Consider the following 14688-nt stretch of genomic DNA (forward strand, 5'->3'; position numbering starts at 1 on the left):
ACAGTTCGTCCTATTTTCGCCAACAGTTCGTTTCGTTGTTATCGTGGCTTGTCAGCCGCTTGTTTATGCGCATCGATGCTAGTCAATCCGTTGAAACCGGCGATAAAAGCTCCAGATGACGGCGAGAAATACGCCATACCCAGCAAAAGAATACGAATGCCTCCACAGAGCGGCGTGAACGAACAAGCCGTACGCTTCTGCTTTCGTTTCGAATGTTGCCATCAATGCGGCCGATGCGATGATCAAGCCAATGCGTCCGAGGCGGCCAAGCCGCTCCATCAGGCAAAGAAACAAGACGGTGCATAGCGGAAGAACCACCATCGTAAAGAAAATATCGATCGAAAAGAGGGATGGAAACGGGCGCTTCGGAAAGACGTACACCCCTTTTCCGGTGAAATACAAATCCAAATACGTCCCGGCCCAAGAGGAAAGCAGCGCCGAGGCAAGATAGGCGCGGCGCCTAGCGCGCGTGGAAGAAGGCGTTTTTGGCGATGATCGCCAGTTCGATTTTTTCAAGTGTTTCACAATACGCATGAACGATCTCCCCATTGATCCGTTGTTCCGGTTTAACAAGATAGCGGACGACGTGCGGATCTGTAAACCAATCGCCAGGTTCGGCCGCCTCATGGACGACGTTTTTCCACGCGTGACGAAGCTGTGGGCTGTACAGGCGCGGGGCGCCGGGAACGATTTGGCAGTCGCGGACGCGGCGGCGGTACGGTTCCCTTGGAAACGATTCGCACACATCGTTAAACAAGTGCGGCCAATAATCTTTGCGCGAACCGGTATGCGGATGGCTGACAGCCCAGCGCACCGCATTTTCCAGCGTTTCTTCATTGTCAAACAAAATCGAGTACAGCCGTTTGCCAAGCAAAATGCGTTCATGGAGCGACTCAAACTGATGAAGCGTTTGATCGATCAAAGCGGTGCCGCCTTGGCCGTCGTCATGCGGGAACAAGATGTGATTGAAATGGAGCAGCTCTTGTAGTTGAAATTTGAGCGTCTGAAAAACGGTTTGCTGAAATACGGGATGTTGAATGACTCGTCGTTCCAAATAGCTTTGTTCGTTAATCACGAGGGCGATGGCCAACGTGTACAGATCGCCGCGGTGCCAAAAATGATTCCATATCGTTTCCATAAACGTCGAAACGCCAACATACGGCAATAAATAAAAGAGCGGTCGGCCGTACTTTTGGCTTTCTTCATACAGCAAAAACTGCGGATAAATATCTTGGAAAATCAGCCAGTTGCCGCGCTCCAAAAAGGTGAAAAACGACTGCCGCTCGTCTTCCGAGAGCAGCCGCATGAGCAGCTCCCCTTTTAAGTCGGTCATGTTCCAGCCGCCGTTGCGCGACACCATATGTCCTAAAAACGCCCAATGAATTTCGCGATGGCGCAAGTAAAAATCGAGATACGCCGCCGTTCGGGTCACATTGTTTTCGTTGTGTTCCGCGGTCACCGCCCGGATGCGGCGGATGAGCTGCCGCTCTTTGGCGGTTAAGTCACGTTCAGATACGATCGTGTACCCTTTCTTTTGCTTTTTCTTTAATTCCCGATAGACGTCAATAAGGGAAAGGGGAAGGGATGACGCTTTCGGCCTCAGGCAACGCATAGTGACCCCCTTTGGTGCATCGACCGCCCATCAGACGAATAAATATGGAAGGAAACGGAATTTTGTGAAAAAGGAAGGCGATGCATGGTGGCCGACGAACGAAGCACGTTGATTGCCGTGCTCAAACGGTCGCAAGCGGCCGACGGATCGTGGCGGTTTCCGTTTGAAACAGGCATTTCGACAGACGCCTATATGATCATTTTATTACGGACGCTTGAAATAAATGATGAACCGTTGATTCAAGCGCTCGTCGAGCGAATCGAGAGCCGGCAAGGGGCAAACGGGGCGTGGAAGCTGTTTGCGGATGAAGGTGACGGCAGTGTGACAGCGACAACCGAGGCGTATTATGCCTTGCTTTACTCCGGCTGCCGAAAAAAAACCGATCCGCACATGCAAAAGGCAAAAATGCGCATTTTGGAAATGGGCGGTTTAGAGAACGTCCATCTATTTACAAAAGTGATGCTGGCTTTGACTGGACAGTACCCATGGCCTAGGCGGTTTCCGCTGCCGCTTGCCTTTTTCCTTCTCCCCCCGTCGTTTCCGCTTAATATGTATGACCTTTCCGTGTATGGAAGGGCGAACATGATTCCGCTTCTCGTCGCCGCGGAGCGCCGGTACAGTAGGAAAACGGCGAAAAGCCCAGACTTGTGTGATTTGGCCGCTTCCCGTGGAGGTTGGCGGCTGCCGGAAAACCGGGCGCTATGGTCATACATCAAGCGAGCGTTGATCGGTTTTCCGGCTGAACTGCACGATGCCGCCAAACGACGCGCCGTCCGTTATATGTTTGATCATATTGAGCTGGACGGAACGTTGTACAGCTACTTCAGTTCGACGTTTTTGTTCATTTTTGCGCTGCTCGCGCTTGGTTATCCAAAAGACGACCCGCATATTGTCCGAGCTGTTCGCGGTTTGCGCTCACTGCGAACCGAAATCGATGGGCATACGCATATGCAATATACAACCGCTTCCGTCTGGAATACGGCGTTGGCGAGCTATGCGCTGCAGGAAGCGGGCGTGCCGCCGACCGACCAGACGATTGAGAAAGCGAACCGCTATTTGTTGTCGCGCCAGCACATTCGCTACGGCGACTGGGCGGTGCACAACCCGTACGGCGTACCGGGCGGCTGGGGATTTTCCGATGTGAATACGATGAACCCGGATGTCGACGATACAACGGCCGCGCTGCGCGCTATCCGCCAGGCGGCAGCGAAAGAGACGGCGTTTCGCCATGCGTGGGACCGGGCGAATCGATGGCTGTTTTCGATGCAAAACAATGACGGCGGGTTTGCGGCGTTTGAAAAGAACGTAGGCAAACGGTTTTGGCGGTATTTGCCGATCGAAGGGGCGGAGTTTTTATTGATGGATCCGTCAACAGCCGATTTGACCGGACGGACGCTCGAATATTTCGGAACGTTCGCTGGATTAACGAAAGACCACTCCGCCATCGCCCGCGCCGTCGACTGGCTGCTTGACCATCAGGAAGCCGACGGTTCGTGGTATGGGCGCTGGGGGATTTGCTATGTGTACGGCACATGGGCGGCGGTGACCGGGCTCTCGGCCGTCGGCGTTCCGCCGGACCATCCGACGATGCAAAAAGCGGTCCGCTGGTTGTTGCGCATCCAAAATGACGACGGCGGCTGGGGTGAATCGTGCAAAAGCGACGGAGCCAAGACGTATGTGCCGCTCGGCGCCAGCACGCCGGTCCATACCGCCTGGGCGCTTGATGCGCTAGTCGCCGCTGCCGATCGTCCGACCGCGGAAATAAAAGCCGGCGTTCGCGCCCTAGTCCGTATGCTTCATCACCCGGATTGGACCGCCTCGTACCCGGTCGGACAAGGGATGGCCGGCGCCTTTTACATCCATTACCATGGCTACCGCTACATTTTTCCGCTGTTGGCGCTCGCCCATTACGAGCAAAAGTTCGGACCGTTTGTGGATTAGCCAACCGTCCGTACGAGGCGGTGATGGAACGCTGCCATGACATAGTGCATCACCCTCTCGCTGTCGGCGAGAAACGAAATATGACGGCACAAAAGTGCATTTTTCTCTTTCCCTCATCAGAAAACCCGACAATTGCCGGGATTGAATAGCCTGGTTATTTAGTATAGAATATTCAGGTAATTCGGAATAAAGGGGTTCAGTCGATTCGAGGGGAGGAGAAGGAGAGCGTGATGAAATGCTGTCGGGTTATGTTTGTGTTGCTCGGATTATGGCTTGTGTTCGGCCTATCGGTCTCGGGAGGGCGAGCTGAAGCGGCAGCTTCACGCGCCAATGATGCACCCATCGTGCTTCTCCATGGTTTTACTGGCTGGGGAAGAGAAGAAATGTTTGGGTTCAAGTACTGGGGCGGCGTGCGCGGCGATATTGAACAATGGCTGAATGACAACGGATATCAAGCGTATACGCTGGCGGTCGGACCGCTCTCGAGCAACTGGGACCGGGCGTGTGAAGCGTACGCCCAGCTTGTCGGCGGGACGGTCGATTATGGAGCAGCCCATGCGGCGAAGCACGGCCATGCGCGGTTTGGCCGCACTTATCCCGGCCTGTTGCCGGAATTGAAAAGGGGTGGCCGCATCCATATCATCGCCCACAGCCAAGGGGGGCAGACGGCCCGCATGCTTGTCTCGCTCCTAGAGAACGGAAGCCAAGAAGAGCGGGAGTACGCCAAGGCGCACAACGTGTCGTTGTCACCGTTGTTTGAAGGTGGACATCATTTTGTGTTGAGTGTGACGACCATCGCCACTCCTCATGACGGGACGACGCTTGTCAACATGGTTGATTTCACCGATCGCTTTTTTGACTTGCAAAAAGCGGTGTTGGAAGCGGCGGCTGTCGCCAGCAACGTGCCGTACACGAGTCAAGTATACGATTTTAAGCTTGACCAATGGGGACTGCGCCGCCAGCCGGGTGAATCGTTCGACCATTATTTTGAACGGCTCAAGCGCTCCCCTGTTTGGACGTCCACAGATACCGCCCGCTACGATTTATCCGTTTCCGGAGCTGAGAAGTTGAATCAATGGGTGCAAGCAAGCCCGAATACGTATTATTTGAGCTTTGCCACAGAACGGACGTATCGCGGAGCGCTCACAGGCAACTATTATCCCGAACTCGGAATGAATGCATTCAGCGCGGTCGTATGCGCTCCGTTTCTCGGTTCGTACCGCAATCCGACGCTCGGCATTGACGACCGCTGGCTCGAAAACGATGGCATTGTCAATACGGTTTCCATGAACGGTCCAAAGCGTGGATCAAACGATCGAATCGTGCCGTATGACGGGACGTTGAAAAAAGGAGTTTGGAATGATATGGGGACGTGCAACGTCGACCATTTGGAAGTCATCGGCGTTGACCCGAATCCGTCATTTGATATTCGCGCCTTTTATTTGCGGCTTGCCGAGCAACTGGCGAGTTTGCGGCCTTAAAACGAGTATTTTGCGAAAAAGCCATCTCGATCGGATGGCTCTTTTTTTTGAGGAGCAAGCTCTTGAGTTGTATGACGGCCGCGGATGTCCGATGGTATAATAAGGGTAAAGCAAGCGGATGGGGGAATGGACGTGAAGCCGACCGAGCGGCAAAAGGAACGGTATACGTATCAAGATTATGTCAAGTGGGACGGACGGTGGGAGCTGATCAACGGCGTGCCCTACAACATGGCACCGGCCCCTTCATTTGTCCACCAGTTTATCGTCGGTGAATTGTATGTCGCTTTGCGGGCATTTTTTCGTGAAAAAGGATGCACGGTTGTCATGGCGCCATTTGATGTACGCCTTGATGAGCAGGCGGACTATGAACAGGCGAAGCATGTCGTGCAACCAGATATCTCCGTCATTTGCGATCAAAGCAAAATTGGCAGCCGAAGCTGCGATGGTCCGCCTGACTTGGTAGTGGAAGTGCTTTCGCCAAGTACAGCGTTGAAAGATCGAAACGAAAAGTATATGTTGTACGAACAGTTTGGCGTCAAGGAATATTGGATCGTGGATCCGCTGCATCGAACGGTGGAAGTGTACGGCCGCGGTGAGAAAGGGTATGAGAAGCGGAGCGTCTTTGGCGAAGGCGATGTGCTCGTCTCGTTTTTGTTCGCTGATTTGACGGTTTCGCTGGCTGGCATATTTCAAAATATAGAGGGTGAGGGATAACGATGCGGTTAGCGGAAGAGGAAGTGCAAGCGCTGCTTGAAAAAGCGGACGGCTGGAAGCTGGCCGATGAGCGGTGGATTGTGAAAAAATACCGTTTTCAAGACTACTTGCAAGGAATCGAGTTTGTCCGGCGAATCGCCGCGATTTCGGAAGACGCCAACCACCACCCATTCATTTCGATCGACTACAAGCTTATCACCGTGAAACTGTCTTCATGGCGGGCGAAAGGGCTGACGAAGCTCGATTTTGACTTGGCGAAGCAGTATGATGAGGTGTATAACCAGATGAAGCAGGGGGAACACGAATAATGGAACATCGCACAGCACTCATCACCGGCGCAGCGCGGGGAATCGGCTATGAAGTGGCGAAAACGCTGGCGGAACATGGCGCAAACGTGGTGCTCATTGATTTGCGCCAGGAAGAGGTCGAGCAGGCTGCTCGATCGCTTCGGGAGTTGGGCTATGAAGCGGTCGGCGTGAAATGTGATGTGACGGTTGAACAAGAGGTGAAGCAAGCGATCAACGAAGCGGTCAGCCGTTGGGGGCGCCTGGATGTTGTCGTGAACAACGCTGGTTTGCAACATGTGGCGAACATCGAGGATTTCCCGACGGAAAAATTTGAACAGCTCATTCGCGTCATGCTTGTCGGCCCATTTTTGGCCATCAAGCATGCGTTTCCCATTATGAAACAACAGCGCTACGGCCGCATCATCAATATGGCGTCGATCAACGGGCTCGTCGGGTTTGCCGGCAAAGCGGCGTACAACAGCGCGAAGCACGGGGTGATTGGCTTAACGAAAGTGGCAGCGTTAGAAGGGGCGCCACACGGCATTACGGTGAACGCCCTTTGCCCGGGTTATGTCGATACCGAGCTCGTGCGCGGCCAGCTCGCGGATTTGGCGGCGACAAGAAACGTGCCGCTTGAGAAAGTGCTGGAGGAAGTGATTTACCCGTTCGTGCCGCAGCGGCGGCTGCTATCGGTTGAAGAGGTGGCTCATTACGTTCTCTTTTTGGCGGGGGAACAAGCCAAAGGCATCACTGGCCAGGCGGTCGTGATCGATGGCGGGTATACGGCGCAATGAAGCGCAATAAGCCCTTAGCCTCGCAAAGGGCTAAGGGCTTGTTGCTTGGTCGTTCAGCTAAGAGAGAATTCAAAACTCGCGAGGATTTTGACTTCTTTCCCGACGAGGAATCCGCCAGTTTCGAGCGCGACGTTCCATACCAACCCGTAGTCTTCGCGGTTGATCGTTCCTTCGACATCAAAACCGACCGAGGCGCCGCCGGTGAGAGGGTTTTTCACTTGGCCGTTGTACTCGACTTTGAACGTTTCCGTTCTCGTCACGCCGCGGATCGTCAGCTTCCCGGTCACTTCATATTCCGTGTCGGAAAGCTTGCGCACGGATTCACTGACAAACGTAATGGTTGGATAGTTCTCGACATCGAAAAAGTCGGCCGAGCGGAGATGATTGTCGCGGTCGGCGTTTTTCGTATCGATCGAGGCGGCGTCGATCGTCGCTTTCACGTTCAGCGACTCGAGTTCGTTGATGTCGCCTTGCACCTCAACGTCAAAGTTGGTGAATTCCCCTTTCGCTTTGGAGATCATCATATGTCTCACTTGGAAGGCGACAGAGCTGTGCGCTTTGTCGAGTTGAAATGTTGTCATCGTTTTTCCTCCTCTTGTCATACGATTCATATTCACATCATTATCATAGCAAACATATATCTCGAATTCAAATATTTTTTATTAAAGTTTTTATTGGCGTGGAGAACAGACGCCCATCCATGATAAGATGAATATGAAACGGTGGACGGAAAGGGAGAAAAAAGATGAATGAACTTGGCATTTTAACGAAAATTGAACAGCAAATGGAACGGTTTTCACCGGCGGAAAAAAAGGTAGCCGCCTACATTCTCGATCATGCTGAGCTCGTGCCGAATATGACGACGAAAGAACTGGCTCAGGCGGCTGACACAAGCGAAGCGAGCGTCGTCCGTTTTGTCTCATTCGTCGCTAGTGAAGAGAGGCGCAGTTGGCTGTTGGCATGGCGACGGAAAAAAGATTGACCTGTTCTCAAGGCAGCATCATCATGATTGAGAAGGCTGGTGATTGAAAAGGAAGCGCAGCTTCATCATACCTCGTTTCAAATTGGGAAACCTTATAAAACGTTGTTCTTCTTCGCATCCGAGGATCGCCGATTGAAAAGAAATAGCTATTTTTTACCAGCCTTTTAGACGCGTTTCAGCTCGAGAAAAAAAGCCGTTAAAAACTTCCGCACATTCATCCGGCATTCCGTCTCAGCTTGGCCGCGTTCGAGCTCTTTCATCCGTCGACGGATGTCACCGAAATCAAACAGCCTAGGTGCGAAATGCTCAAACGTCGGGTTCGTGTAGTCAGTCAGGCCGAGGGAAGCAAGATGGGTGAACGCCTGCAAGACGAGCCGGCGGATGCGCTGCTCCATCGCCCGCGCTTCCTTGGCCGTTTCAGTCGGGGACAGGCCGTATTCCCGCTGGACGAGTTCTGCATACAGTTCTTTCAGCGGCGGCAGTTCGCGGACGGGAAGGCCTTTTGCTTCTTGCTCGGCCAACCAGCGCACAACAAGAAGCACATCCGCGCTGCCCGCTTCGCCGGCGACACCAAGAAGAAGCAGAAGCTGCTCGGCCTGTTGCTCAATGGCGGACGGTTTGGAGACGGCGGCATCGGCCGTTTGCGTCTCAAACCCTTTGAGCACTTGGCGGATCGACTCGAGCGAGCGGACGGCGGACATGTGATCGGCGACGCGTTTCAGCACGGACAGCACTTCATAGCGGTTGATCGGTTTTTGAATGTACGTGTCAATGCCATGCAAATAGGCTTGGCCGATCATTTCTTTGTTTTCCACTTGCGAGATCATGATAAATGTCCCCATAAATCCTTCCTGGCGCAACGCTTTGATCGTCTGAATGCCATCACGCCCCGGCATTAACAAGTCAATGAGCACCACATCCACGTGAAGCAAGTCGGCCGCGCGAACGTGCAGTCCATCTTCCGCACAGCCGACCACCTCGCCAAGTTCGGATTCATCAATTAACTTTTCCAACATCTTCCTTACGACGGGATCGTCTTCGATGAGAAAAAAGCGAAGCCCCATGCCCTTTGTTCTCTCCTTTCTTTGGAAGTTCCAGAATGGGTGCCATTGCCTACATCACGGCATTTTCTTGCTGGTCAGCCTCGTGATCGGACATTTCGGCTGTGATCGACGTGCTTTGCAGGAGGTGGGCTGTCGGCACGGCAAGACGAAACACCGTCTGCCCCGGCTCGCTTTTGACGAGCTGTAGATGCCCTCCAAGCGTTTGGGCGATATCGCGTGCATGGGTAAGACCGATGCCTGTTGACGGATTGCCTTGGCGGTCGTATTTTGTTGTGAATCCGGGCTGAAAAATCCAGGCGATGTCATCAGCCGCAATGCCGGGGCCGGTGTCTTCCACTTCGATGATCAGCTCGCTTCCGCGGAGACGCGCATGCAAGGTGACGTCGCCTGCCTTCTCAATGGCTTCGACGGCATTGGATACTAAGTTGTTGAGCACGGAAAGAAGCGGATACAGCTGATCGGTCATAAGATCGATATGGCCGTTGTACGAAAAGGTGATCGTTTTTCCGGATAAGTTGGCGTATTTTTCATTGGCGCGAATGACCATGGCGCACAGTTCGGCAATCGGCACGCGTCCGCGCACCGATTGGCGGCCGATAAGCTTAGACAGGCCGGCGAAAATGCGTTGCATATCTTTTTTCGTCTCGTGAATATGTTCGGCAAGCTCCAGGGCGACGCGCGGTTCAACGTGTTTTCGTTCGATCAGCCGCGAGTAAAGGTCATAGCTTTGGCGCGTCATGTCTTCCATGAGAGCCATTGATTTTTGCAAGTAAAACATTTCTTCGTATAATCCGCTGCTCACCATCATGAGCCGCTCGAGTTCTTGCTTTCTCGCTTCAGCGAGCGAGCGGACATGCTTCGTCACCCACATATTGTAAACGCCAATCACGCAGAAACTGCGCAAAATGGCGAATAACCATAAGACGATGACTGTTTGGCCGCTGAAGGCAAACGGCTCGCCCATCCAATACCGGATCCCTAGTTCACAGGCGTTCGCCAAAAAGTCGAGCGCCGCTCCAACCACTCCAGCTCGAATCGGTGCGGCCATTCGATGGCGAAAACGAACGGCAGCCGCCATCGCTGAAAAGCTGATATAATACCCGGCTGCCGGAATGTGGGTCAGCACACTTTCTGAAGCGGACATTTCGCCCGTCAATGAGTCAAGAAAGACGCGAAACCCAACGACCACCGCTCCGGTGCTTGCGCCGATGACAAGCGGAGGAAGGGAACGAAAGGCGACAAGCCCGAGAAAAAAGACGGCGCTGCCGAGTGAGACGCGAAACGGGCTGTCAAACGGATTCATTTTCATTTCGCCTAGAAACGCAGCAGCAGAAAGCAAAAGCAAAAGAAGCCAAAGCGGTTCTTTTTTCGTTTGGAACAGTGGACGTCACCGCCTTTGTGAAAGTCATGGCCTAATCTATAATTCTATTATATAACAGGGAAGCGAAAACAACGGATCTTTTTTTAACGAAAAGAGATGGCAAGAAAAAACCGTATGCCCCGGCTGAAGAAGGGGATACGGTTCCATCACCGCTGACGGTATTCCAACCGGCGAGATAATAACGACAGCGAATAGTTGACGATAAAGTACATGAACGCCACAAGAATGAAGATCGGGATGACAAAATTGACGTTGCGGCCGTTAATGATTTGCGCATGGTTCATCAATTCCGGCAAGGAAATGACAATGGCGAGCGACGTATCTTTCAATAAGGAAATAAACTGGCTGACGATCGGCGGCACCATGCGCCGCAATGCTTGCGGCAAAATGATGTACCATAGCGTCTGCACATACGTAAGCCCCGATGAGCGAGCCGCTTCGATTTGCCCTTTATCGATCGACTGCAGGCCGCTGCGGACGATTTCTGACAACATGGCCGATTCAAAAATGACCAAGGCCGAAATGGCGGCATATAGTTTATCAAGCTTTAATCCAACTTCTGGAAGGGCGAAATACGTAAAGAAAATGATTAATAACAGCGGCAAATTCCGGATCGTTTCGACCAGCACGGCGAGCAGCTGGGAAAGCACCGGGATTTTCGTATAGCGAATGACCCCGATGATAATGCCAAAGACAAAACTCAAGACAATCGAAATGAACGCCACTTCCAATGTGACGAGAAACCCTTGAAGCAAAAACTTCAAATGGGCGGGCGCGTAAGCACCGGCAAAATCCATCATTTGGCCTCCTTTCCTACCGCGCCTTGAGCAACCGGCGCTCTAAGTAGCCGACGCCAAGGCTGAGCGGGATCGTTAAGACGAGGTAAAACAAGGCGACGAAAATATAAACGTCAAAGGTGACGAACGTTTTCGAGGAAATCAAGTCGCCGTAATACATTAAATCCAATCCGGCGATGACGCCAAGCACCGAAGAGTTTTTCACCAAGTTGATGAACTGGTTGCCAAGCGGCGGAATGACGATTTTCACCGCCTGCGGCAAGATGACGTAACGCATCGCCTGTAAGTAGGTCAACCCGGAGGAACGGGCCGCTTCCATTTGTCCTTTCGGAACGGCTTGAATGCCCGAGCGGATCGCTTCGGCGATAAAAGCAGCGGTATACACCATCAGTCCGAGCGTTCCGGCGGTAAACGAGTCAAACCGGATGCCGACGGCGGGCAAGCCCATAAAAAAAACGAACACGATCAACACAAGCGGGATGTTGCGGATAAATTCCACGTACGCCGTTCCGACCCAATTGAGCGGGCGAATCGGCGCGATGCGGAAAATGGCGATGATGGTCCCCAGGGCCAAGCTGCCGATCAGCGCCAGCACGCTGGCCTTGATCGTATGGCCAAACCCTTGCATATACAAATCCCAATGTTCAACTAAAATAGAATAGCGCAACAAGGCTAAACGCCTCCTTTCCTCGCTGACTCATGGCCTGTCCTTTGGGCAAACAGGTGGGCGGATATGTTCCGCCCACCGTTTCGCCTGTTATTGTTGCGGCTTTTTGCCGATCCATTTTTCGTAGATCTTATCGTATTCGCCGTTTTCTTTAATTTCTTTCAAGTATTCGTTGATGACTTGCAGCAGTTCTTTGTCTCCTTTGCGGACGGCGATGCCGTACGGTTCTTCGGTGAACGTTTCATCCAGGACGCGATAGTTCGGATCTTGTTTGGCCATCCCCCAAAGCAGCGCGTTGTCGGTCGTAAGCGCATCGCCTTGGCCGGCTTTCAATGCGGTAAACGCCTCCGCGTAGTTTTCAAATTCAAGCACGTTGACTTGCGGCGCAACTTTGCGGATGTTTTCCGCCGATGTCGATCCTTTCGCTGTCAGAACGGTCATGCCTTTTTTCAAGTCTTTCACGCTGTTGATCGGGCTGTCTTTTTTGACGAGCAGCGATTGCCCGGCCATAAAGTACACATCCGAGAAATCCACTTCTTTTTTCCGTTCCTCGGTGATCGTCATGGTGGCGATAATGGCGTCAATTTCCCCGTTGTTCAGCATCGGGATGCGCGTTTTTGACGTCACTTCTTTCAATTCAATTTTGTTTTCATCACCGAGAATTTTTTTCGCCAACCCTTTGGCAATATCAATGTCAAATCCTTCGACTTTTCCGGTTTCCGGGTTTTTCAACCCGAATAAGTTCAAATCATATTTGACGCCAACGATGAGTTTGCCGCGTTGTTTAATTTTTTCAAGCGTATTGGTCGCTTTGGCGGTTTCTGACGATGTTCCGCCTTCTCCTTTGTCCGTTGTGCTGCAGCCCGTTAAAGCAACAGCGCTCAATAAGGCCGTCAAGGCGACGGCGATCCACCATTTCCATGCTTTCTTTCTCATGAACAAAACCCCCTTTGATTGACCGGAATTAATGGTTTAAAATGCGGCTTAAAAAGACGCGCGCCCGTTCTTCTTTCGGGGCCGCGAAAAACTCCTCAGGCGGCGCTTCCTCTAAAATGCGCCCTTGATCCATAAAGACGATGCGATCGGCCACCTCGCGGGCAAACCCCATCTCGTGGGTGACGACAACCATCGTCATCCCTTCTTTTGCCAGCTGCTTCATGACATCGAGCACTTCGCCGATCGTTTCCGGGTCAAGTGCTGATGTCGGCTCGTCAAACAGCATGATTTTCGGTTTCATCGCCAATCCGCGGGCGATGGCGACGCGCTGCTGCTGACCGCCGGACAGCGCGGACGGATAGGCGTTCGCTTTGTCCGGAATGCCGACTTTTTCCAAGTAATACATCGCGATTTCATTCGCTTCTTTTTCGGACATGCCGAGCACTTTGCGCGGCGCCAACGTGATGTTTTGCAAGACGGTCATGTGCGGGTATAAGTTGAAATGTTGAAACACCATGCCGATATTGCGCCGCAGTTCGTTAATGTTGATGTGTTTGTCATTCACTTTAATGCCGTCAACGATCAATTCGCCGCTTGAGATCGTCTCGAGCCGGTTGATGCAGCGCACGAGTGTGCTTTTGCCCGAGCCGGATGGACCGATGATGACGACGACTTCCCCTTGGTTGATCGTCAAGTTAATGTCTTTCAACACATGAAAATCGCCGTAGTATTTGTTGACTTGGTGGAAATAAATCAATAGCCCCCCTCCTTTGTGACAAATTTGTGAATGTTTTTCGAATTGATTGTAAATGCGCATCTACGAAAATCTACGGAAATCTACAAAAATTTTGTGAACCGATTGAAAAAAGACGATGATGGACGCAAAGAAGGGGAAGTCATTTTTTGAATAGTAAGGCAAATCTCTTTGCAAATCAGCGATCTAGGATTATAATGAGGACATGAAGAATTTGGCATTGATTGCCGTCAAAAGGAGAGGGGAGCGAAGGTGAAGTATCGAAAACTCGGCCGCACGGGGCTGAAAGTCAGTGAGATTAGTTTAGGCAGCTGGCTTACATATGGAAATTCAGTGGAAAAAGAAACCGCGATCCGCGTCATTGACAAGGCGTACGAACTTGGCATCAACTCGTTTGACACAGCGAACGTCTACGCGCGCGGGGAAGCGGAAAAAATCGTCGGCGAGGCGCTGCGCAAATATCCGCGCGAATCGTATGTCATCGCGACGAAAGTGTTTTGGCCGATGGGCGACGGCCCGAACGACCGCGGCCTGTCGCGCAAGCATGTGTTTGAGCAGCTCCATGCGAGCTTAAAGCGGCTGCAACTGGATTATGTCGATATCTACTACTGCCACCGCTATGACAAAGAAACGCCGGTCGATGAGACGTTGCGTACGATCGATGATCTCGTCCGCCAAGGAAAAGTGCTGTATGTCGGCGTGAGCGAATGGACGGCCCAGCAAATTCAAGAGGCGCTCGGCGTGGCCGACCGCTACTTGCTCGATCGGATCGTCGTCAATCAGCCGCAATACAACATGTTTCACCGTTATATTGAAAAGGAAGTCATCCCGGTGTGCGAACAAAACGGCATCAGTCAAATCGTCTTTTCGCCGCTCGCCCAAGGGGTGCTGACCGGCAAATACAAACGAGGTCAAGCGTTGCCGGCTGACAGCCGCGCCGCTGATCCAAGAGCGAATACGTTTATCCAAGGATTGCTCAATGACGAAGTGTTAACGAAAGTGGAACAACTCGAAAAAATCGCGGCTGAGCTTGGCATTACGTTGTCCCAGCTTTCCCTCGCTTGGGTGCTGCGCCAGCCGAACGTCGCCAGCGCCTTAATCGGCGCCAGCCGCCCGGAACAAGTCGAAGAGAACGTCAAAGCGGTCGATGTCGTGCTCAGCGAAGATGTGTTGGAGAAAATTGAGGGGATTTTGGCGTAGCAGGCCAACGAGCCGTTCTCCCGAAGATGAGGTTTGGGTCGGGAGGATGGCATTTTTTATGGCTGTTAATTGTGTTCA

At 52.4% G+C, this 14688-nt stretch carries 16 protein-coding genes; 7 read left to right on the forward strand and 9 right to left on the reverse strand.

Annotated features, from left to right (window positions below):
• Positions 1–78 precede the first annotated feature (78 nt).
• Together GC56T3_RS08085 and GC56T3_RS08090 are read right to left on the reverse strand one after the other, a co-directional pair.
• Complete coding sequence (locus GC56T3_RS08085; protein ID WP_033012777.1) at positions 79–534, reverse strand: CBO0543 family protein; 456 nt, start codon at positions 532–534, stop codon at positions 79–81.
• The gene (locus GC56T3_RS08090; RefSeq protein ID WP_013145079.1) at positions 461–1612 is read right to left on the reverse strand and encodes a DUF2515 domain-containing protein; all 1152 of its coding nucleotides are present in this window, start codon (positions 1610–1612) and stop codon (positions 461–463) included. The genes GC56T3_RS08085 and GC56T3_RS08090 overlap by 74 nt, the downstream gene beginning before the upstream one ends.
• A gap of 84 nt (positions 1613–1696) precedes the next feature.
• On the opposite strand from GC56T3_RS08090, the gene shc reads away from it, so the two are divergent.
• From shc to GC56T3_RS08115, 5 genes are all read left to right on the forward strand, one after another.
• Positions 1697–3553 (forward strand): squalene--hopene cyclase, encoded by a 1857-nt coding sequence (gene shc, locus GC56T3_RS08095; RefSeq protein ID WP_013145080.1) that lies wholly within the window; start codon positions 1697–1699, stop codon positions 3551–3553.
• Positions 3554–3783: 230 nt separating this feature from the next.
• Positions 3784–5034 (forward strand): triacylglycerol lipase, encoded by a 1251-nt coding sequence (locus GC56T3_RS08100; protein WP_013145081.1) that lies wholly within the window; start codon positions 3784–3786, stop codon positions 5032–5034.
• A 126-nt stretch (positions 5035–5160) separates the two neighbouring features.
• Positions 5161–5748: a Uma2 family endonuclease gene (locus tag GC56T3_RS08105; protein ID WP_013145082.1), complete on the forward strand. Its 588-nt coding sequence runs from the start codon at positions 5161–5163 to the stop codon at positions 5746–5748.
• 2 nt (positions 5749–5750) lie between these two features.
• Positions 5751–6056 carry a 4a-hydroxytetrahydrobiopterin dehydratase gene (locus GC56T3_RS08110; RefSeq protein WP_013145083.1) on the forward strand — a complete coding sequence of 102 codons (306 nt, stop codon included), beginning with the start codon at positions 5751–5753 and terminating at the stop codon, positions 6054–6056.
• The gene (locus GC56T3_RS08115; protein ID WP_013145084.1) at positions 6056–6829 is read left to right on the forward strand and encodes a 3-hydroxybutyrate dehydrogenase; all 774 of its coding nucleotides are present in this window, start codon (positions 6056–6058) and stop codon (positions 6827–6829) included. The genes GC56T3_RS08110 and GC56T3_RS08115 overlap by 1 nt, the downstream gene beginning before the upstream one ends.
• Positions 6830–6882: 53 nt before the next feature.
• Here GC56T3_RS08115 and GC56T3_RS08120 read toward each other — a convergent pair whose 3' ends face one another.
• Positions 6883–7410: a YceI family protein gene (locus GC56T3_RS08120; protein ID WP_013145085.1), complete on the reverse strand. Its 528-nt coding sequence runs from the start codon at positions 7408–7410 to the stop codon at positions 6883–6885.
• A 164-nt stretch (positions 7411–7574) separates the two neighbouring features.
• Between GC56T3_RS08120 and GC56T3_RS08125 the strand changes: the two genes are divergently transcribed.
• Positions 7575–7811: a MurR/RpiR family transcriptional regulator gene (locus GC56T3_RS08125; protein WP_013145086.1), complete on the forward strand. Its 237-nt coding sequence runs from the start codon at positions 7575–7577 to the stop codon at positions 7809–7811.
• A gap of 164 nt (positions 7812–7975) precedes the next feature.
• Here the strand turns inward: GC56T3_RS08125 and GC56T3_RS08130 are convergent, their stop codons facing one another.
• From GC56T3_RS08130 to GC56T3_RS08155, 6 genes are all read right to left on the reverse strand, one after another.
• The gene (locus tag GC56T3_RS08130; RefSeq protein WP_013145087.1) at positions 7976–8875 is read right to left on the reverse strand and encodes a response regulator; all 900 of its coding nucleotides are present in this window, start codon (positions 8873–8875) and stop codon (positions 7976–7978) included.
• Between the two features lie 49 nt (positions 8876–8924).
• Positions 8925–10178, reverse strand: a complete 1254-nt coding sequence (locus GC56T3_RS08135; protein ID WP_227456708.1) for a HAMP domain-containing sensor histidine kinase — start codon at positions 10176–10178, stop codon at positions 8925–8927.
• A 224-nt stretch (positions 10179–10402) separates the two neighbouring features.
• Positions 10403–11053, reverse strand: coding sequence for an amino acid ABC transporter permease (locus tag GC56T3_RS08140; RefSeq protein ID WP_013145089.1), 651 nt, complete (start codon positions 11051–11053; stop codon positions 10403–10405).
• A gap of 16 nt (positions 11054–11069) precedes the next feature.
• The gene (locus tag GC56T3_RS08145) at positions 11070–11723 is read right to left on the reverse strand and encodes an amino acid ABC transporter permease (RefSeq protein WP_011231464.1); all 654 of its coding nucleotides are present in this window, start codon (positions 11721–11723) and stop codon (positions 11070–11072) included.
• Between the two features lie 87 nt (positions 11724–11810).
• Positions 11811–12656 carry a glutamate ABC transporter substrate-binding protein gene (locus GC56T3_RS08150; protein WP_011231463.1) on the reverse strand — a complete coding sequence of 282 codons (846 nt, stop codon included), beginning with the start codon at positions 12654–12656 and terminating at the stop codon, positions 11811–11813.
• Between the two features lie 28 nt (positions 12657–12684).
• Entirely contained in the window at positions 12685–13413 is a 729-nt protein-coding gene (locus GC56T3_RS08155; RefSeq protein WP_013145090.1) for an amino acid ABC transporter ATP-binding protein, read from the reverse strand.
• Positions 13414–13662: 249 nt separating this feature from the next.
• Here GC56T3_RS08155 and GC56T3_RS08160 point away from each other — a divergent pair, with 249 nt between their 5' ends.
• A complete protein-coding gene (locus GC56T3_RS08160) occupies positions 13663–14610 on the forward strand; it encodes an aldo/keto reductase family protein (RefSeq protein WP_013145091.1) in 948 nt (315 codons plus the stop codon).
• Positions 14611–14688 lie beyond the last annotated feature (78 nt).

The sequence above is a fragment of the Geobacillus sp. C56-T3 genome (assembly GCF_000092445.1).
Taxonomy (GTDB): domain Bacteria; phylum Bacillota; class Bacilli; order Bacillales; family Anoxybacillaceae; genus Geobacillus; species Geobacillus thermoleovorans.